The 21,200-nt window shown below is 43.0% G+C and carries 10 protein-coding genes; 8 read left to right on the top strand and 2 right to left on the bottom strand.

Translation table 11 applies throughout. From position 1 onward, the window contains the following. Positions 1-6: 6 nt before the first annotated feature. On the bottom strand, positions 7-213 hold the full coding sequence (locus tag AC5FX4_RS12325) for a hypothetical protein (protein ID WP_493606679.1): 207 nt from the start codon (positions 211-213) through the stop codon (positions 7-9). A 76-nt stretch (positions 214-289) separates the two neighbouring features. Between AC5FX4_RS12325 and AC5FX4_RS12320 the strand changes: the two genes are divergently transcribed. Continuing rightward, a complete protein-coding gene (locus AC5FX4_RS12320; protein ID WP_493606678.1) occupies positions 290-775 on the top strand; it encodes a GNAT family N-acetyltransferase in 486 nt (161 codons plus the stop codon). 24 nt (positions 776-799) lie between these two features. On the opposite strand, the gene AC5FX4_RS12315 is transcribed toward AC5FX4_RS12320, so the two are convergent. Next, positions 800-1,321, bottom strand: coding sequence for a TetR/AcrR family transcriptional regulator (locus tag AC5FX4_RS12315; protein WP_493606677.1), 522 nt, complete (start codon positions 1,319-1,321; stop codon positions 800-802). 390 nt (positions 1,322-1,711) lie between these two features. Between AC5FX4_RS12315 and AC5FX4_RS12310 the strand changes: the two genes are divergently transcribed. From AC5FX4_RS12310 to AC5FX4_RS12280, 7 genes are all read left to right on the top strand, one after another. After that, positions 1,712-3,304, top strand: a complete 1,593-nt coding sequence (locus AC5FX4_RS12310) for an ABC-F family ATPase (protein WP_493607816.1) — start codon at positions 1,712-1,714, stop codon at positions 3,302-3,304. Positions 3,305-3,546: 242 nt separating this feature from the next. Continuing rightward, a complete protein-coding gene (purE, locus tag AC5FX4_RS12305) occupies positions 3,547-4,029 on the top strand; it encodes a 5-(carboxyamino)imidazole ribonucleotide mutase (protein ID WP_493606676.1) in 483 nt (160 codons plus the stop codon). A 1-nt stretch (position 4,030) separates the two neighbouring features. Next, positions 4,031-5,182 carry a 5-(carboxyamino)imidazole ribonucleotide synthase gene (locus tag AC5FX4_RS12300; RefSeq protein WP_493606675.1) on the top strand — a complete coding sequence of 384 codons (1,152 nt, stop codon included), beginning with the start codon at positions 4,031-4,033 and terminating at the stop codon, positions 5,180-5,182. 54 nt (positions 5,183-5,236) lie between these two features. Beyond that, entirely contained in the window at positions 5,237-6,169 is a 933-nt protein-coding gene (locus AC5FX4_RS12295; protein ID WP_493606674.1) for a YeiH family protein, read from the top strand. Between the two features lie 235 nt (positions 6,170-6,404). After that, positions 6,405-8,891, top strand: coding sequence for a S9 family peptidase (locus AC5FX4_RS12290; RefSeq protein ID WP_493606673.1), 2,487 nt, complete (start codon positions 6,405-6,407; stop codon positions 8,889-8,891). Between the two features lie 154 nt (positions 8,892-9,045). After that, positions 9,046-10,446 carry a metallophosphoesterase gene (locus AC5FX4_RS12285; RefSeq protein ID WP_493606672.1) on the top strand — a complete coding sequence of 467 codons (1,401 nt, stop codon included), beginning with the start codon at positions 9,046-9,048 and terminating at the stop codon, positions 10,444-10,446. An 815-nt stretch (positions 10,447-11,261) separates the two neighbouring features. Then, positions 11,262-21,200, top strand: a complete 9,939-nt coding sequence (locus tag AC5FX4_RS12280; RefSeq protein WP_493606671.1) for an amino acid adenylation domain-containing protein — start codon at positions 11,262-11,264, stop codon at positions 21,198-21,200.

Raw genomic sequence — 21,200 nt, 5'->3', positions numbered from 1 at the left:
AATAGACTAATTTGAAGGTGTTGATTGCTTAGCGATAAAGTTAGGCAATAATTCTTCAACAATCTTTTTGGCTGCAATGGTGTAACGAACACCGTTAAACATGACTGAGGTTTGTTCATGGATGCCGGTAATACCCGTTAGCGTCCAACCTTCTCCTAGTTCTGGGCAAAAAACTTTGGTTGTTGGGGGAATAACTTTAAATTCGTCTGACATTACAACTCCAAGTTAGACTTTATTTGCTGCGCTAGTTTATACTAATTTCGCAAATTGCCAATCGAGATCCACAACGTTGTTCGTTTCAACACGCCTAAAACTAAAACCGATCACCTACAAAGATACGTCTGCATTACTGCAAATTTTAAATGATCCACAAGTATCAAAATACAATGACTATGGCGCAGTGCTCACCCTCGAAGAAGTCAAAGCCATGATACAAGCTGACTTAGAACAACATTATTTAGGAACTGGGTGTAGGCTGGGTATTTATGTGTCAGAAAACAAACTCATTGGTAGTCTGGGCTTGTATGATTATGATGATGTTAAAGGCGCAGTGAAAATTGGTTTTGAGCTTTCTCCTCAATATTGGCGACAGGGCTTAATGCGTGAGGCACTACAAACGATGTTTAAACACATGCCTCAACTAATTGAAATGAAAAACACTGTTCAAATTATCGCGGTAGTTCATCCTGAGAATACAGCGTCAATCCACTTACTAGAGCGGCTCGGATTTGGTTGTGATGCAAGTGGTGATTACCTTAACACATTTGAGTTCTAAATTTATCTTTCATTGGAACACATCTTACTGAATGTATTGCAGCTTATTACTCAGCAATCGAACCAATTGGTCTGCTTTACAACTATCATCGTTCAATCCATGCAATAAAGTCATAAAGTAGCAATCCATCATGATGTCGGCTTTATGAGAATCATAGGGCTGACCTTCAAATAACATTACCTTAAAACTCTCTAGTTGCGCGTCAAAATATGATTGTTGCCAAATAATGCCACCCAGCAACTCTTTACTAAACTCGCGGTTGGCTAAATAAAAAGCATATAAGAACTGTGCGTAGTGCCTCAGACGCAGGCGAGGGGTATGTGCTTTTTCAGTTTGCGATGCTTTAACTATGGTTTGTTCAATTTGATCATGCATCGCGGTTTTTAAAATATCGAGTTTGGTCGGAAAGTGAGAAAAAACTGTGCCGGTAGCAACACCTGCAAGCTGTGATATTTGTCTGGTGGAGGTTTGCGCATAGCCAACGTCATTGAACAGAGCCCAACTGGCGTCAAGAATTTTTTGTTTGGTTGTAGATTTTTTATTCATATTTATTCCAATCAGTTACAGCAAAAGAGTTTAGCACGCCTCATTGGTTTGCAAAAACTGGTTGAAATTGAGCACGCTCATAAAATATAATGAGCGTGCTCAATTTTGAGCTGGTATAAGGAGTGTTGTTATGAATATCTTAGGTTACATATTGTTTTTGCCGTTTATTTTTTTCTACAGTTATATTTTGGGCCCAGCGCTTAAATGTGTACTGATCCCAGGTGGTCTCGGTTTACTTTTATTGATAATGGGACCGAAACAATTTTTCTATCATTTAGAGTTAGCAAAACAGCATGACAAGGAAACTTCGCCACAACTTTCGTAGTGTTACGCGTCAGATTAGTTTAAAATTGGGTTTTTAGGCTTAGTCAATGTTCCTAGGAGCCCACTATTTTAAGCGCAGCTAATGTCACCATGCAGTTTGGTGCAAAACCACTTTTTGAAAATATTTCCGTTAAATTTGGCGATGGTAACCGTTACGGTTTAATCGGTGCTAACGGGTGCGGCAAATCAACCTTCATGAAAATTTTAGGTGGTGAGCTTGAGCCAAGCACGGGTAACGTGAGTGTTTCGCCAAATACCCGATTAGCAAAACTAAACCAGGATCAATTTGCCTATGAGCAATTTAGCGTAATTGATACTGTGATCATGGGCCATAAAGAACTTTGGACCATCAAAGCTGAGCGTGATCGTATTTACTCATTACCAGAAATGAGTGAAGAAGATGGTATGAAGGTGGCTGACTTGGAAACCGAGTTTGCCGAAATGGATGGTTACTCCGCTGAATCAAAGGCGGGGGAATTACTACTCGGTGTTGGTATTCCAACTGAGCAGCACTACGGCCCAATGTCTGAAATTGCCCCGGGTTTTAAACTCCGAGTGCTATTGGCTCAAGTCTTATTTGCTGACCCAGATATTATGCTGCTGGACGAACCAACCAACAACTTGGATATTTACACGATCAAATGGTTGGAAGATGTGTTAAATCAGCGTGATTGTACGATGTTGATTATTTCCCACGACCGTCACTTCTTGAACTCTGTGTGTACGCACATGGCCGATATTGATTATGGTGAGCTGCGTGTCTACCCAGGTAATTATGATGAATACATGTTTGCCGCAACGCAAGCACGTGAAAAATTATTAAGCGAAAACGCGAAGAAAAAGGCGCAAATAGCTGAGCTTCAGCAGTTCGTATCTCGATTCTCTGCGAATGCATCAAAAGCGAAGCAAGCGACATCACGTGCAAAACAGATTGACAAAATTCAGCTAGATGAAGTGAAAGCATCTTCACGTCAGTCACCGTTTATTCGTTTTGAACAGTCTAAGCAGCTGTTTAGAAATGCGCTAGAAATTAATAATTTATCACAAGGCTATGAGGACTTGTTATTCTCTGGTCTTGAAGGCCTTGTTGAAGTGGGTGAACGCATTGCAATTATCGGTGAGAACGGTGTTGGTAAAACCACGTTACTTCACACGCTAGCGGGTCGCATAGCGCCTAAGTCAGGTGAATTTAAATGGTCTGAAAATAATAACATTGGTTATTATGCTCAGGACCATGCTGATGAATTTGAAAAAGACCAAAATGTGTTCGGCTGGATGGAGCAATGGCAACAAGCCGGTGACGATGAACAAGTGGTTCGTAGTTACCTTGGTCGTATGTTGTTCTCTCAAAACGACATTAACAAATCGGTAAAAGTGCTATCTGGTGGTGAGCAAGGTCGCATGTTGTTCGGTAAGCTTATGATGCACAAGCATAATATCTTACTAATGGATGAACCAACAAACCATATGGATATGGAGTCTATTGAAGCGTTGAACCTAGCGCTTGAGCAGTTTGAAGGCACGTTATTCTTCGTGTCGCACGATAGACAGTTTGTTTCATCGCTCGCAACACGTATTTGGGAAATCAAAGACGGTAAGGTGATAGACTTCAGAGGTACATACGAAGAATATCTAGCAACGCAAGAACAAGCTAAATAAGCTGATAAAAACCGCGCATTATGCGCGGTTTTTTGTTATTTCTTTCAATAAACGTACACAACGTTTCCTTCAATATACCATTCCCATCGTTTAGCGGTCTCACTCATCAAGCCAAAACAATGACATCCTAAATGGACTTAGGTATAATTACGCGCACAATTTTTGCCGTTTTAAGTCCCCCAATTATTGCTTAAAACGCGTTTATTTTATGTATCGTTTAACTTAAATACCGAGGAAAGATTATGACGGTTGGCATTATTATGGGTTCTAAGTCAGATTGGCCTACTATGCAACACGCAGCAGACATGTTGGACAAATTTGGCATTGAATACGAAACAAAAGTTGTTTCTGCACACCGTACTCCTCAATTATTAGCCGATTATGCATCAAGTGCGGCTGAGCGTGGCATTAAAGTGATTATTGCGGGCGCCGGCGGCGCGGCCCATTTACCGGGTATGGCTGCGGCATTTACCAGCTTGCCAGTGTTAGGTGTACCTGTTAAGTCAAAAACACTGAATGGCGTTGATTCATTATTGTCTATCTGCCAAATGCCTAAGGGTGTTGCGGTGGGTACGTTGGCTATCGGTGATGCTGGTGCGGCGAATGCTGGATTGTTAGCGGCACAGATTTTAGGTTGTCAGCAACCTGACATTTTTGCAAAAGTTGAAGCGTTCCGTAAAGAACAAACAGAAACAGTGTTAGCTAACCCAAATCCAGCTGAGTAATATGAATATTCTAGTATTAGGGGCAGGGCAACTTGCTCGTATGATGAGTTTGTCGGCCACTCATCTTGATTTACATGTGCTCGCTTATGATGTGGGTACGCAAAAAGTTTTGAATCCGGTAACGCTAGAAGTTGCGCCTTTTACACTCGAACAAGCAATTGCTAGAAGCGCAGCTATTACTGCAGAGTTTGAGCACATTCCTCACGACGTGTTGGAAGTATGTGCGCAAAGCGGTAAGTTTTATCCAGGTGCTGAAGCCATTGCAACGGGTGGGGACAGAGCCAAAGAAAAAGCCCTGTTAGACAAAGCTAAAGTCGCTTGTGCGCCATACCAATTGCTCACAGAAAAAGCGCACTTTTTGTCTGCCATTGAACGCCTAGGTATGCCTTTGGTCGTGAAGACCTGCCAAGCGGGATATGACGGTAAAGGCCAATGGCGCGTTAAAAGCAATGACGAAGTGGAGCAGATTTGGTCAGAAATGGCAGAATTTCTGTCATCTGGCACAGAGGCTTTACCTCACTCAATCATTGCAGAACAAATGATCCCATTCGATAGAGAAGTATCTATCATCGGTGTTCGTGATAAAAATGGCCAATGTAAGGTTTATCCATTAACTGAAAACCAACACACAAATGGCGTTTTGACCTTGTCTGTCGCGGGCAAAGCGAAGCCAGCAATTCAACAACAAGCCCATGATGCGTTTAATGCGCTTGCAAATGAGCTTAACTATGTTGGTGTGTTGGCAATTGAGTTTTTTGATGTGCAAGGTACTTTGTTGGTTAATGAAATTGCGCCACGAGTGCATAACTCTGGTCATTGGACGCAACAAGGTTGCCATGTAAGTCAGTTTGAAAATCATATGCGCGCTGTCGCTGGATTGCCAATTGGCTCTACAGAGTTGCTCAGGCCAACAGCCATGATTAATGTACTAGGTCAAGCGAGTATTCCCCAAGCTGTGTTAGAGGTCGCAGACACAACCAGTCACTGGTATGGAAAAGACGCTAAGCCTGGACGTAAAATGGGTCACATTAACGTATCAGCAAACGGTCTAGTTGAGTTAGGCGAGCGTTTAGTACAGTTGTCAGATGTACTTGCGGAAGCTGACTATCCTGGCGTTGAACAAACCGGGCGAAGTTTAAGTCGCGCAAACTAATGAAATAGGCCGAGCAATGCTCGGCTTTTTTATACCTTGACTTAGGTTGCTGTCATGATGAATACGACACGAATTCAATATGCATTTTTAGCGTTATTCTTGCTGTGTTTAACGCCGGTGGTCAACGCGGTTTCTGCACTCGCGTTGGGCATCGTGTTTGTTTGGTTTTTTGGTAATCCGTATCAATCAACAAGCGATATGATGAGTAAGTGGCTGCTTAAACTGGCGGTTATCGGCTTAGGTTTTAACGTTAATATTCATGATGTTATTGAAGTTGGGCGTAGTTCGATTATTTTAACGATAGTGAGTATTACGGCGATTATTGGCTTGGGTGAAATCCTCACACAAGTATTTCGTATTAATAAAAATACTGGTGTACTGATCTCTTTTGGCACAGCGATTTGTGGGGGCAGTGCGATTGCTGCAATGGCGCCGGTGATTAAGGCAAAGCAACACGAAATTGCAGTTGCCTTGGCGGTGGTATTTTTACTCAATGCGGTCGGTTTATTGTTATTTCCATGGCTTGGTAAGTCGCTCGCGCTGAGTGACCAACAGTTTGCCATGTGGGCTGCACTTGCGATACACGATACGTCGAGCGTCGTTGCTGCAGCGGCCACTTTTAGCCCGCTGGCAGTCGGAATCGCAACGACTATAAAGTTAACCCGTGCAATGTGGATCATACCTTATACTGCACTTGCGGGAGTCTTTTGGAAAAGTGAAGAGCGTGCCAGCATTCCACTGTTCATATTTGGCTTTCTTCTTGCTGCATTGTGTAATAGTTACCTGAATGAATTTCAAAATGTTTGGCAAACTATTTATTTTGGCGCAAAACATTTACTTGTTGCTACCTTGTTTTTGATTGGTGCCGGAGTGTCGAAAACAGTTGTAAAACAAACGGGATGGCGCCCATTTATAATGGCTATCTTACTATGGGCCATTGTTAGCACAACCATACTGTTACTCATTTTGGATGGATTGATTAAATAAAATGAGTTTTTATTGAACTGTTTTTGAAAGGCGTAGTCTTATATTTTGAGGCGCGGATAGGCCTCATTTCATAATCGTTGTCCATCAACGACTATGTGAGCGCAGAGAGTATTTGGCCAGTATCTTTTACTGGCCTTTTTTTTGTCTTAAATCTTGGTAATTAGTCTTAATTTTATCGATATTTTTACATTCATTTGCTTTAATTGCAGCAAAACAAATAACCAAAAGAAGCGCTATGATCAAACAATCCATCCTTTCACTTGCGATTGCCTCAAGTTTGTTGCTCACGGGCTGCCAAGTAACTAGCCAATCTTCAAATAAACCAGTAAAAAATGAGCTAAATCAGACTACAACGCCTGCGGTTGTGGCTACGCCTATTGATTTTGGCGGTGAAAACATCACGCTAGAACAGGCGATGGCTCATCCAGATTGGATCAGCCGAAAACCAGAAGGGGCTTTTTGGTCAGCCGATAGTCAAACTGTGATTTTTGAACAAAAACAAAGTGGCAATGAATTACGTGATACTTTTATGGTAAGCGAAAACTCAGCCCCATCAAAAGTGATGCTAAGCCAATTGCATACCTTGGGTGCTGACAATGCGATTTATTCATCTGATGGAATGTTTCAGGCTTACACCTTTGAGGGCAATGTTTTTGTAAAGAATATTGCTAGCGGCAAAATTTCGCAGCTCACGCATAGCTCGGATCGAGAGTCAAACTTGCAGTTTCTGACCTCGGGTGAGCTTGCTTATCGAGTTGGCAATACCTTTTTTAAACTCGACGTTGAAACAGGGCGCTCACAGGAACTTGTTAAACTGCATTTATCGGAAAAGCCGAAAGGTTTACAAGATCCTAGCTCGTTTATTGCTAAAGAACAGCACCAGTTAATCGAATTCGTTGCGCTACAGCATAAAAATCAAGCTGACAGCGAGTCGCGCGATAAACAGTTAAAAGCGCAAAACAACACGATTGCAAATAGCCATTTTTATTTGGGCAAAGGTAAGCAAATAGAAGAGGTTATGCTCTCTCCTGCTGGTGACAAATTGGTGGTCGTGGTAGCTGATGCTAGATCTTGGCGTGAGCAAGGCGACATCATGCCTAACTATGTTAGTCAGGATGGCCATATTGAATCAGTACCTGCACGCAGAAAAGTTGCTGACTCAAAAAGCTATTCATCAGAGGTTATCTTCATTGATATTGCAAAGCAAACTCAAACTACATTGAGTTATGACTCGCTGCCAGGCTTCGATGAAGACGTGTTAGCTGATGTTAAAAAAGAAAATGCACAACTTAAGGGCGAAACGTATAAATCGGTTAAAGCTGCGCGAGATATCAATTTAATTACTAATTGGAGCTCCGCACAACGCGTTCAGTGGAACAAAGCGGGTGATAACGTTGCGCTCATGTTAGAAGCTTGGGATAACAAAGACAGATGGATCGCAACTGTAGATTTTGAAAACAACAAGCTTGTTTCACAGCACCGATTGCACGATGACGCTTGGGTAAACTACGCTCACAACGACTTTGGTTGGCTAAATAATTCAAATACTTTGTATTATTTGTCTGAACAAAGTGGCTACAGCCATATTTATACCAAACCGCTTGGCGGTAAAGCACGCCAGCTAACCAAAGGTAATTACGTTGTTTCCGATTTAACACTATCAAAAGACGATAAGCACATTTACTTTAAGGCAAATGTAGAACACCCTGGCCTGTATGAAATTTTCCGTATCAATACGCAGACTGGGGAACGCGAGCAATTAACTGACCTCGATGGCATGACGGATTACAGCTTAAGTCCTGATGAGCAAAAGCTGCTACTAACTCATTCCAAAATTATGAGTCCAGAAGAGTTATACGTTGTTGATGTTAAGCCAAACAGCGTAGAAAAGCGTTTAACTAATACTATCTCTGATGCGTTTTTAAACAAAAAACTGATCGCGCCTAAGATAGTGCCTGTGCCATCAAGTCATGGTGATGAGCCAGTTTATGCGAAAGTTTATTATCCAGCTGATTATGTTGAAGGGGAAACAGGTAAAAAACGCAAAGCGGTTATCTTTAACCACGGCGCTGGGTATACGCAAGATGTGCATATGGGTTGGTCATATTATTTCAGAGAATTTATGTTCCACTCACTACTTGCTAGCGAAGGCTATGTGGTGATGGATATGGATTATCGGGCATCAAAAGGTTATGGTCGAGATTGGCGTACCGCAATTTATCGTCACATGGGTAAACCAGAAATTGAAGACCTAGCGGACGGCGTCAAATGGATGGTTGAGAATACCAATGTTGATGAACAAGCGGTCGGTACTTATGGTGGTTCTTATGGTGGCTTTATGACCTTCATGGCGTTGTTTACTCAGCCTGATTTGTTTAAAGCGGGTGCAGCTATTCGACCAGTAACCGATTGGGCATATTACAATACGGGTTACACGGCGAACATACTCAACCATCCTGATATTGATCCTATTGCCTATAAACGTAGTTCACCAATTTATTTTGCTGAGGGTTTGAAGAATAAACTGTTAATTAATGCCCCTATGCTTGATGACAATGTGTTCTTCCAAGATGTAGTGAGACTTGTTCAACGCTTAATTGAGCTTGAAAAGCAAGATTTTGAAACAGCAATTTACCCAGTTGAACCACATGGCTTTAGGCAACCATCTAGTTGGCTAGATGAATACCGCCGAATTTATAAACTGTTTAAAGAAACACTTTAATATACAAGGGCCAGCGTTAAGCTGGCTTTTTTTATATTAAAAACGGGCAGTTATGTAAAACTCTATTACACTGTATAAAAAATTTAATTAAGGATAATGTTCAATGCGCTTGCTCAAATTTTTACCCCTTACATGTCTTGTTCTATCTGGATGTATGACTAACGGTTCACAACCCTCAGATCAGGAAAATAGTGTTGTTGGCGCCTACAGTATGCTAGCTCCAGCCAGCAGTGGCGGGTTTATTGTTTATGGACGTTTAATAATTAATGGCGTTTTAGCGTCGTCAGATCAATGTCCAAATTTGACTGATACTCATGGTAACGTAGTGAAAAGTACCATTCGTGCGCTCAGACCAGATGAAACGCTATTCCCAGTGACGGTTTGTGAATCAACACTAGCGCTAGACACGCAGTACCAAGTTGAAAACTCAGAATTTATGCTCTCGAGCGTATCTAATAATCCAATCAAGATACAAGTGTTTGGTGATACGGGTTGTAAAACTAAAGATTGTAACAGCGAGCCAGCACAGCCGTTCGCAAAGTTAGCTGAATTAGGCGCTAAAGCTGGTGCTCATGTTATTTTGCACATGGGCGATTACAACTATCGTGGCACCTCTGGCAGTATAGAAGGGGATACATACGCCTATGATGCGGGTGATGGGGGCTATGGTGGTCCGTCATGCGGCTTAGAGGAAACCTATTATAGTCAAAATGCAGTGGGTAGTCCGAAACCTGATTCGTGGCAAAGTTGGCAACAAGACTTTTTTGAGCCAGCAAAGCAGTTGATGCAGTCAGCACCCTTTGTATTTGCGCGAGGTAATCATGAACTGTGCTCGCGAGCGGGAATTGGTTGGTTTTATTTCTTCGGCCCAGGCTCCGAATTAGAAGGCGGTATTGAACAGCAAGTATGTCCTGCTCAAGGTAACTTTAATACACCACCTAAGGCTGCGAAAGATCACATAGTGATGATCAAACCCTACAATATTGGCTTTGATAATATGAATATTTGGGTGTTTGATTCAGCCAATGCCTGTGATGATAGAGATACAAATTCACTCACGGCACAATATACAAAACAGTTTAACGAAATCAATGCGTTTGCTAGTACATCATCAAAACCAACGTGGATAATGACACACAGGCCGATATGGGGGGTTATTGAAGGCACACCGTTAACCACTATCAATAAACAGTTACAAACCGCTTTAGCTAATACCAAGCAAGGTAAACTCTCTGAGAATATTGGCTTGTCTTTATCAGGGCATATGCATATTTACCAATCTGCGACTTTTAGTGCGGACTCTGGTCGCCCTCCACAATTAGTTGTTGGTAATAGTGGAGTGAGCTTAAGCGATAAAACCAAAAACGTGAGTTTTCCAATGCTAGTTGACGGACAAAAAGCACTGATGAATGTTGAAGGCAAGCATGGCTTTTTGAACATTGAATTGTCACCGGATGCACGTCAGTGGCAAGGGGAGTTTATTAATAAGAAAGGCAAGGTGTTTTTGAAGTGTGACACTAAAAATTTGGCCCAAGAAAAACGCCTGTGCGAGTAATAGGTTAAGTTGTCAGCTCTCAGAAGTTAGGTGTACTCATAGGCACTGAGTATATCTAACTCCTCTCTATCCAATTCCCCAAACTTTTGAATTAAAAATTGCAACTTATTAAGCACTGACAAATAGATGAAATACTGAAGTGTTAGCTTCCTTATCAAGTCACATGCTAATTGTGTTGTCGACAATGTAGTTTTTAGACATTGTTCACATATACTGATTCTGAAATTTTTTATGAATTAAATTTAGCAAAATAAATTAGTTAGACTAGACTCTTGTTGTAAACGAGGTGTTTCATGTATGTAGCTTTCTAGCTATCTATTTTGACCAGTCAAACGTGCAGAATATGGTGAGTTAGTGCTGGTTAAATTTTGTTCTTTTTATGTGTCATTGTCATGGCTCGTATTTTAGACCGTCCTAACACACAGGTTTGCAGCCAAGTAAAAATACGCAAAAGTTAAAAAAATGTATCTTTTTTGGTGTTTTTTGGATCTGAATGGTGATAGCATCGTTTTAAAAGCACTTATTGAAAATGAATATTTTACGATAGAAATTGTTTGAAGTTCTGTGGTCGTTAATTCGAGATTTTCGGTTTCTTACTAATGACTTTTAGATATTAATTATCAATTAAAAGTCAGTTGGTTGGGGCAGTTTTTTAGCGCGTGCTCTTGGCGCGTTGATTACCCATTTGGTTAGTGGTGTTGATGGTGTAGTTCAGCATCGCTTGGTTGATAAAAGAGTATTATTTCGCTTTTTCGACTATTTGGTGTATCAAAACGGTTCCTGTAAGGGCTGTGGTAATCGTTAATGGGCATGGAATGAAAAACAATATAGTGGCTTCTTTAGCCTTTTTGGCTGAAACTCGCGGCAATGACGTTGCATATCAATATTTCTTCGAAGATGACCAACCAGCAAAAGTGCTGACATATTCCCAACTTGACTCGAACGTTAAACAAATAGCTACTGAACTATCCACTCGTTTTGAACGAGGAGATAGAGCGTTGTTGTTGTTCAATTCTGGTTTTGAATTTATAGAGGCGTTTTTTGCTTGCTTGTACGCCGGCATCATTGCAGTCCCTGCATACCCGCCGAAGAAAAACCAAAATATCGATAGGCTTCGCGCCATCATTTTAGATGCAGGAGCGAAAGGCGCGTTAACAAGCGAGAAAATCAGCGAAATCGCCAGTCCTCTACTTGAAGCAGAACCAACCTTACGTGATTTACCCATTCTTACGACTGATAAATTTGTACGTCCTACAGAAGCAGTACCTGCGTGGCGGCATATCGCTATACACCAGCAAGATCTGGCATTTTTGCAATACACCTCTGGCTCAACGGGTAGCCCGAAAGGCGTTATGGTTAGTCATGGCAATATCATCGACAATGAAGAAATGATGAAGATTGCTTTTGAGCATGACAGCAATAGTAAAATTGTAAGTTGGTTACCGCACTTTCATGATATGGGTTTGATCTTTGGCATTATGCACCCGGTCTATATTGGTGCTCCTGCGACGTTGATGAATCCCACTTATTTCTTACAAAAACCGCTGAGATGGTTAAAGCTGTTGAGTGAAACTAAAGCGGTTACATCAAGCGCCCCCAATTTTGCATACGATTTATGTGTAGACACGATAAAAGACAGTGAACTTGCAGAGTTAGATTTATCAAACTGGCGTTCGGCACTCAACGGTGCTGAGCCTGTGCGCGCAAATACGCTAGAGCGCTTTTATCAAAAGTTTAAACAGTGCGGCTTGAGACGAAATAGTATTTCACCTTGCTACGGTATGGCCGAAACAACCTTGTTTGCTACAGGCCACAAGCTACTTGAGCGCACACCGGTGTTGAACCTCGATGCACAACAGCTGCAACGTGGCAAAGCAGTATTGCTTAAAGAACAGCAAGATGCATTTTGTTATGATGATAATGGTTATTACGCCGTATCTTGTGGCCAAAGTTGGCAAAATCATGAAGTAATAATCGTTGATCCACAAAACAAAGAACGCTGTTCTGATAGTACCGTTGGCGAGATTTGGGTTAAAGGTGCAAGTGTTGCACAAGGGTATTGGCAAAAAGAGCAACAAACAAAAGAAACATTCCATGCCTATACCGCCTGCGATAAGGCCGGGCCATTTTTGAGAACGGGTGATTTAGGTTTTGTTGCCAACGGTGAGTTATACGTTACTGGACGCTGTAAAGATGTGTTGATCTTTAAAGGCAAGAATTACTATCCGCAAGATATAGAACTCAGTGTCAGTGAATGTCACGAGGCGTTAGATAATAATGGCGGCGCTGCGTTTTCAATTCAGTTGCAAAATGGTGAAGAAGGCCTAGTGGTTGTGCAGCAAGTTAAACGCACATTTGTCAGAAAACTCGACGCTGAAGCTATTTTTGCTGCAATGAATGAAGCCATTGTTGAACACCATGGCGTTGTGCCATTTGAGTTGGTGTTGATTAAACCCGGCCGCATTTTAAAAACATCGAGTGGTAAGATCCAACGGCAAGAAAATAAACGCCATTATTTAGCCGATGAGTTTGAAATATTGGCGCGAAGTAGAGTTGTAGCAAGCACGGATGACCCGCAATCGGAGCAGCAAAATCAAGGGGACAATAGTGCGCTGTATACGCACCTTATTGCAATTGTTAAAGAGCATATCGCATTTGAGGTGGATAAAGACTCATCTTCACTCGATGCGAACGCATCTTTTGTGTCTCTAGGGGTAGACTCCGTCAAAGCCGTACGCATTTCCGGCGAATTGATGGAACACTTTGACATAGATCTCGAAGCGACCGTTTTGTACGAATATCCGTCCATTGCTCAGCTAGCAGCGTATTTGTGCCAAATTGATAAAATTCAGCAAGGATTTGAACAACAAGCCTCATCTAACGCTGATATTGAAAGCACTCAACAAAGTACGCATAGTGAGGCGAATAAACATCCCGATGGTGCCCACGATATTGCTGTGATTGGTATGGCTTGTCGTTACCCTGATACAGACAATGTCGATGAATTTTGGCAATTACTGGTTGACAAGGGAGATGCTATATCTCTGCCAAACACGAATCGTTTGGCACTTTGCCCAAGCATCGCGGCAACGAGAATGGGCGGTTATGTTAAAGACATTGCCAGTTTTGATGCACCTATGTTTTCAATATCGCCGACTGAGGCCAAGCACTTAGATCCCCAGCATCGCTTGTTGTTAGAAACGAGCTATCATGCAATACAATCTGCGGGATATCAGCCTTCAGAGCTTTCTGGTAATAACATCGGCGTATATGTCGGTATTTCTCAAAATGATTACTTTTTACTGTCAAAACAAGCAATAAAAGATAATCCATATTTAGGCACGGGCACGGCGCTGAGCATCGCTGCCAATCGGCTATCGTACACATACAATTTTACTGGACCGAGTGTGGCGATTGATACCGCATGTTCATCGTCACTGGTGGCCTTGCATCAAGCAGTACAAGCGATCCGTAATAATGAAACTGACGCGGCTTTAGTTGCTGGGGTTAATCTAATTCTCAGTGATGAAGTGACTAATGCCTGTGATAACGCGCAAATGCTCGCAGAAGATGGGCATTGTAAAACCTTTTCTGACTCTGCCAACGGCTATGTAAGAAGTGAGGGTATTGGCTGCATCTTACTGAAGCCTTTGGCAAGCGCGCTTGCTGACCAAGATCATATTTATGGTGTGATCAAAGGCAGTGCGGTTAATCAAGATGGCCGCAGTAATGGGATCACAGCACCAAATGGCCTCTCTCAACAAGCCGTGATCAAAGATGCCTTACAAAATGCGGGGGTTGCCGCGGCGGATGTTCAATATGTTGAGTGCCACGGCACGGGTACTGAGTTGGGCGACCCAATTGAAATTTCAGCGATAAATAAAACCTATGGACAAAGCAAAACGAAGCAAGCGCCATTGCTACTAGGGGCTGTTAAGGCCAATATTGGTCATTTGGAGTCAGGTGCTGGAATTGCTGGGGTGATTAAAACGCTGTTATGTTTGCAACACCAACAGATCCCAGGGCAGCGCTATGTTGAGCGCCTCAACGCACACGTGAAATGGTCGCAGCTACCATTAAGCGTGAAAGGCGAGTTACAACCTTGGCCTGAATCAAACAATGGGCAAATGGTTGCAGGTGTAAGCTCGTTTGGCTTTGGTGGCACAAATGCTCACGTTATTTGTGCGCAAACACCCGCTTCTTTTGACTCTCCAAAACTCAATATTGAAGCTAACAAAGCTTTGTATGTTTTGCCGTTATCGGCAAAAAAACCGGACAGTTTGAAAGCGCTCGCTGCAAGTTATGGGCAGTTGCTAGCAAACAAATCAGACGATGAGTTTGATGCGCTGATTTACAACAGTGCGCTAAAACCGCAATTTTCAGACTATCGTTCGGGCTACTTTGCCACTTCACGAAACGATTTAATTCAAGCGTTAAAAACTGCTTCACAACCTGCACAAAAAGCGGGAGACAAACCGCAAACATTAATATTTGCGTTTACAGGTCAAGGCGCTCAGTATGCAAAAATGGGTTTGAGCCTATACCAAACTCAGGGCGTTTTTAAATCGGTTATTGATGAATGTGACTGTTTGCTTGCACCTAGCTTCGGTGGTTCGCTAATTGATGCGCTGTTTGGCGAAAACTCTCAAGCGCTGTTAGAGCAAACACAATGGACTCAGGTCGCTTTATTTGCGCTTGAATATGCGCTGGGCAAATTGTGTTTGAGTTTAGGGCTTGAACCGAAAGTGGTGCTTGGTCACAGTGTTGGGGAATATGCCGCAGCTTGTTTGGCGGAAGTGTTTTCGCTGACAGATGCGATAACGCTTATTTGTGCGCGTGCTAAATTGATGCATGAGCTAGAAGCCGCTGGAAGCATGGTGTCAGCGCGTTGCGTTGAACAGTTAGCCAAACAACTAGTCGAAAAATATCGCAATGAAGCTACGGTTTCTGCTTACCATGGTCTCAGTGGGGTGGTGTTTTCAGGCAGTGACCAGGCTATTACCGCGATTTGCAAAGCGCTTGAAAGTCAGCAAATCAAATACAAGCAATTAAACACCGCGAAGGCTTTTCATTCACCGTTGATGCGTCCAATGCTTGAGCAATTCGCTCATGTTGCTCATTCCATTCAATATAATGTGCCGAAGATAGCATTTTTGTCGTCGGTAACGGGCGATATCGAAAGCAAACTCATTACCCAAGCGCAGTATTGGATAGATCAAATCATCCAGCCAGTGGAATTCGCAAAAGCGATGGATGAGTTGAAGTCAATAGATGCCATGTGTGTGTTGGAGCTTGGCCCTAAACCTGTTTTGTGCGCATTGTTAAAAGAAAATGTAGCACGTAGCAATGACGAATTGCTCAATATGCTGACGCATAAGCACACTGATAATAGTTGTTTTGCAAACGCACTGGCGCGTTTATATGAATTAGGTTTTGAGATTAATTGGCAAGCGTTGTATGGCAAATTTGATACGCCGAAAACACCTATGCCGCTTTATCCTTTTGCGAAAACACCATACTGGATAACTGACGCTGTCACTCATACATCGCAGCAAGCAATGGTCACGGTTGACAGTTCAGACAGAGTTGAGGCAATTCAGGGCTTTGTACTTAATACGCTTGCTAAGCAGTTATCAATGAGTGCCAGTGACATTCATCTGACTCAACCGCTATTGGAAATGGGCGTTGATTCGTTAATGATCATGCAAGCGGTTCGGTCATATGAAAAAGAGTTCAACATAGAGTTTAGCGTTAGGCAGTTCTACGAAGAGTTGAGTACCGTTGAGCGACTGGTTGAGTATATCGCTATTCACAGCGATTACTTACAGGGACACGGTGAGCCTGTCGCGCCAATCGTGCAAACAAATACAGTTAACATCGCACAACAACCTCTGTTAAGTAGTGATTTTGCACAAATTTTTAATGCACAATTACAAGCGGCAGCGAGCGTTACGCACGAACAAGCAAGACTCAGTGTAGATTCCGTAGTTGCGCAACAATTACGGGTGATGCATTCAGGCGGCACACAAAACGAGGCTTCACCTCATTTAAAAGTAAACGCCACTCATAATGCGCCTAGCACATTTAAACAACCAGCGACCAGTAAGCAAACCACCAGCGTATTACCTGGTTTCCAAGCTAAGCAAATTAGCGCGCTTCATATGTCAGCGCAGATAGCCGAACATCAAGCGCAGTTGGCTAAGAGATTTGTGGCAAAAACCAATAGCTCAAAAGCGCTGGTCGCTGAACATCGTGCTCATTTAGCTGATTGCAGAGCCTCCGCTGGATTTAGGCTTTCGAGTAAAGAGATGTTGTATCCAATTTACTCAAAGCGCTGCCATGGTTCGCGTATTTGGGATATTGATGACAATGAATATATTGATATCACCATGGACTTTGGCGTGAACTTGTTTGGCCACAAACCTGAGTTCATAACACAAGCACTCTACGAGCAAGTAGATGCGGGTTTGCAGTTGGGTTTAGCGAGTACCAATGCTTGTGAAGCAGCGAAACTGGTTAGCGAATTAACCGGACTTGAACGGGTTACTTTTTGTAATTCGGGCACTGAGGCGGTCATGACTGCCGTGCGTTTAGCGCGCAGTAAAACCAAGCGCGACAAAATAGTGCAGTTTAATGGCGCTTATCATGGCCATTACGATGGCACGCTGGCACATCCCAGTGAACAGGGCGTTGAGCCGATGTGCTCAGGGGTTAGACAGGGCGCGATCAGTGATAATTTGGTATTGGACTATGACGACGATGCGGCTTTAGAGATCATTCGAGGGAACGCCAGTTCAATCGCTGCGGTATTGGTTGAGCCTGTGCAAAGTCGCCACCCAGATCTACAACCTTGGTCATTCTTACACAAGCTAAGAGAGCTGACAGAAGAGCTAGATATTGCCCTGATATTCGATGAGATGATCACTGGCTTTAGAGCGCATCCAGGTGGCGTACAGGCGTTACTAGGCATTCAGGCCGATATGGCCACGTACGGAAAAATCGTCGGGGGCGGCTTACCAATAGGTGTGGTTGCGGGCAGTGCGAAATATCTAGACGGTATTGACGGAGGTGTATGGCAATACGGAGATACCTCATTCCCACAAGCCGACACGACGTTTTTTGCGGGTACATTTTGTAAACACCCCTTGGTGATGGCAACAGCCAAAGCGGTCCTGAGTGAAATTAAACACAGAGGTGCACGCCTGCAAGCCAGTATTGAAGATAAAACAACTTATCTGAGAGAGACACTCAATGACTTCTTCAAGCTAGAGCAGATCCCAATCACGATTGAGTCGTTTAGCTCTTTATTTAGATTCAAGTTTAATCAGAACTTAGACGTATTCTTTTATGAAATGCTGACGCGAGGCGTGTTTATTTGGGAAGGGCGCAACTGCTTTTTAAGCGATGCGCATTCTACTGAAGATGTTGAGCTGATCATTAAAGCGGTCAAAGACAGTGCGTTAACGTTGAAAAAGGCAGGGTACTTTGGCACTCCAACAGAGCCTAATCGCCAAGTGACGGAATTCCCGTTGACGCAAAGTCAACAGCAGTTACTAGCATTGGCGCTAAGCTCTGAGCAAGGCGCAAAGGCTTATCATCTTCAGGCAACACTCAAGTTAGGTGGACAACTTGATAAGGCCAAACTAAAAAATGCCATACAACAAGTACATGCCCAATTTGAACTGCTTAACTGCGGCATCGATACAGAGCGTTTAACGCATCAACTAACTAGTGCCAAGCATGAGCTGTGTGGTGAATTTACAATCACTGACACACAGGAGTTAATACCGTTATTGGATGAGTTGAGGTATCACCCTTTTAGCTTTGATAATGAACGCTTATGTCGATTTTCAGTTATCTCACTTACTGATCAAGAGCACTATTTAACCCTTGTTGCCCACCACGTTTTATATGATGGGATCTCTTTATCATTAGTTTTGGATGCGGTGGCCAACCAGTACAGTCAGTCAGCAAATATCGCTTCTGAGCAAGGTGTTGCGTTTAGCCAGTATGTTGCCGCTCTGGAGCGCTATCTTGCATCCGATAAATGTCTGGAAGACCAAGGTTATTGGCGTGAGCAGCTAGTTGATTGTGAGCAAGTATTACCACCGGTTATGTCAGCGCAAATTTCAAAAGACACCTTTGACGTTGAAAGTGTCAATATTCCGCTAAACGCTGATGTAATGGAAAATGTGTCAACGCTTGCAAAACAGCAAGGTTGTGGCCAATTTGCAACGATGCTGGCGCTGTATATGTTATGGCTGAATAAGTTAAGTCAAGAAGCAATTGTATCTGTGGCTATTCCATCTTCCGATAGGCAACTACCCAACTTGGTAAAAAGTGCGGGTGTTGATGTTGATAAACTGGACACACACTTGGTTGGCTATTGCACGAATTTACTATCAATCGTTGTGGATTTTAAAGAGATCACAACCATCGGCGCGCTAATCAAACGCGTTCAGAATACCTTGCTCAATGCGTTTGAACATCAGCATTATCCGTACGCCCAACTGGTAAATAGTGGCGAAAACACGCCTAGTACGCTGTTCAACTTAGATAGGGTGGCGACGTTACCGATTTTTGATGGGATGCGTACAAGCTCAATTACAAGCAAGGCGCGGTATGGTCAATTTAAGTTCAGCTTAAACGTACTGACAGTCAATGCGCAAAGTACCTTACAAGTTGAGTTTAATCGCAGTTCCTATGAGTTGGCACAAATACAAGGTTATCTCGATAGCTTAATTGGGTTGTTCGCTAATTTGCGAAGCGATGACGCAATTGATTCTGATGTTTGTTCGTTGTTGAGTAATGCTGATAGACAAGTCTTGGTATCGCAACAGCTTGAAAATACACACGGGATGTCGTTCAGTGAGAAAACCAGTTTTATCTCAGAGTTTGAACAGCAAACAAAAGCCAACTCTCAGAAAGTTGCACTTGTATGCGAGCAACAGCAACTGAGTTACTCAAGCCTGTTGTCAAAAGCCAATCGGCTTGCTCATTATCTAATAGCGCAAGGCGTAAAAGAGCATGATTTAGTGGCGATAGCGCTGCCTAGACGTGCCGAAATGCTCGTTGCATTGCTGGCCGTTATGAAAGCGGGCGCGGCTTATTTGCCAATTGACTTAGCTTATCCTGCTGCACGAGTAACTGACATTTTACAAGATGCCAATGTCACCATGGTGCTCTGCGATAGCACAAGCAATGACAGCGAGATACTGTCGCATGCCCCATTTAAAGTGTTAGATATTGACAATGAGGCACTTGAAATTGAAGCGCAAAATGATGACTCACCTAAGGTCAATTTGACCTCGAGTCATACCGCCTATGTAATTTATACGTCAGGCTCAACGGGTAAACCAAAGGGCGTTGCAATCAGCCACGGTAATTTACTTAATCTATTAAATGCAATGCAAAAGGCTCCAGGGATAACGGCGCAAGACAAGCTGTTAGCAATCACAACCATTGCTTTTGATATTGCGATGCTGGAGCTGTTCTTGCCATTGTGCGTGGGTGCTACGGTGATCTTGGCGAATGAGCAAGAATGTAGCGATCCAAGTGCGCTCATTGACGCTATGCAAACACAGCAAATAAGCATGATGCAAGCAACCCCGACGTTATGGCGACTTCTACTTAAGACCAACAGCGAATGTATGCAGGGTATTAAAGTGCTTTGTGGTGGTGAGCCATTAGATAAACCCCTTGCTGACGAAATTTTGTCGAATGGGGCGGAGCTTTGGAACATGTATGGCCCGACTGAAACCACGATTTGGTCTTCGGTTAAGCGGATCACAGACAAAGAAACTATTACGGTTGGTCAGGGCGTTGCCAATACTAGCTTGTTTGTAATGGCAAATGATGCGCAACAAAATTCGTTACCTCTTCCCATTGGTGTTTGGGGCGAGCTTTGGATTGGTGGTGCAGGCGTCGCGAAGGGTTACACGAACCGTGACGAGCTAACCGCAGAGCGCTTTATTGAACATCAATTTGCAAATTCAGCACATCATCGCGTTTATAAAACAGGTGATAGGGCTAGGCGTTTAGTGAGCGGCGATATTGAAATTCAAGGTCGATTAGATCAGCAAGTCAAATTGAATGGTCATCGTATCGAACTTGGGGAAATTGAAAGCCAGCTAACCAAGCTGATTGGCACGCAATATGTCAAAGCCTTGATTGTGCCAGTTAATAACGACGTACGTGCGTTAAGTATTTATTGTTTGAACGACAACCAACAAAAAGCGGACTGGACGCTAAGTCATTTGCGTCAAGCGCTTGCAAGCTTTTTACCTAATTACATGCTTCCAGAGCACGTATGTTGGTTGGATACATGGCCCACTACCGCCAATGGCAAGCTTAATGTCAAGGCTCTGCCAGCTGTTGAAGCCGAAGTACATATAGAAAACGACGTAATAGCGCCTTGTAATGAAACCGAGCAGACGCTGCTGCAATGCTACTTAGGTGTTTTAAACCGTAGTGTATTGAGTACACAGATGAGCTTTTTTGACGCCGGTGGTAATTCGGTGCTTGCGATGCAATTGGTCTCTAAAATTAATCGCACATTTGGCATACGCGTAACTGTGGCGGATATTTTCGATTACCCCAGTGTTATTCATTTAGCACAACGCATAGATGATTTAAATCAGGCGCATATGGCATCGGGTGGCGCACCGCGTGTACAACAAGTGAGTGATATAGCCAGTGGCCGTGATATTAGTGACGCGCTTAATGATCAATCCATGACTGAGATGGACTTATAA

This window comes from Pseudoalteromonas sp. ATL1 (assembly GCF_058933015.1).
Note: the sequence above shows the minus strand (reverse complement) of the source record. Positions and strands in the feature narration are given on the sequence as shown.

Bases quoted from the DNA above. Each gene is read 5' to 3' on its own strand.
- AC5FX4_RS12325 (WP_493606679.1), bottom strand. From the start codon at position 213: ATGTCAGACGAATTTAAAGTTATTCCCCCAACAACCAAAGTTTTTTGC.
- AC5FX4_RS12315 (WP_493606677.1), bottom strand. From the start codon at position 1,321: ATGAATAAAAAATCTACAACCAAACAAAAAATTCTTGACGCCAGTTGG.
- purE (WP_493606676.1), top strand. From the start codon at position 3,547: ATGACGGTTGGCATTATTATGGGTTCTAAGTCAGATTGGCCTACTATG.
- AC5FX4_RS12300 (WP_493606675.1), top strand. From the start codon at position 4,031: ATGAATATTCTAGTATTAGGGGCAGGGCAACTTGCTCGTATGATGAGT.
- AC5FX4_RS12295 (WP_493606674.1), top strand. From the start codon at position 5,237: ATGATGAATACGACACGAATTCAATATGCATTTTTAGCGTTATTCTTG.
- AC5FX4_RS12290 (WP_493606673.1), top strand. From the start codon at position 6,405: ATGATCAAACAATCCATCCTTTCACTTGCGATTGCCTCAAGTTTGTTG.
- AC5FX4_RS12285 (WP_493606672.1), top strand. From the start codon at position 9,046: ATGACTAACGGTTCACAACCCTCAGATCAGGAAAATAGTGTTGTTGGC.
- AC5FX4_RS12280 (WP_493606671.1), top strand. From the start codon at position 11,262: ATGAAAAACAATATAGTGGCTTCTTTAGCCTTTTTGGCTGAAACTCGC.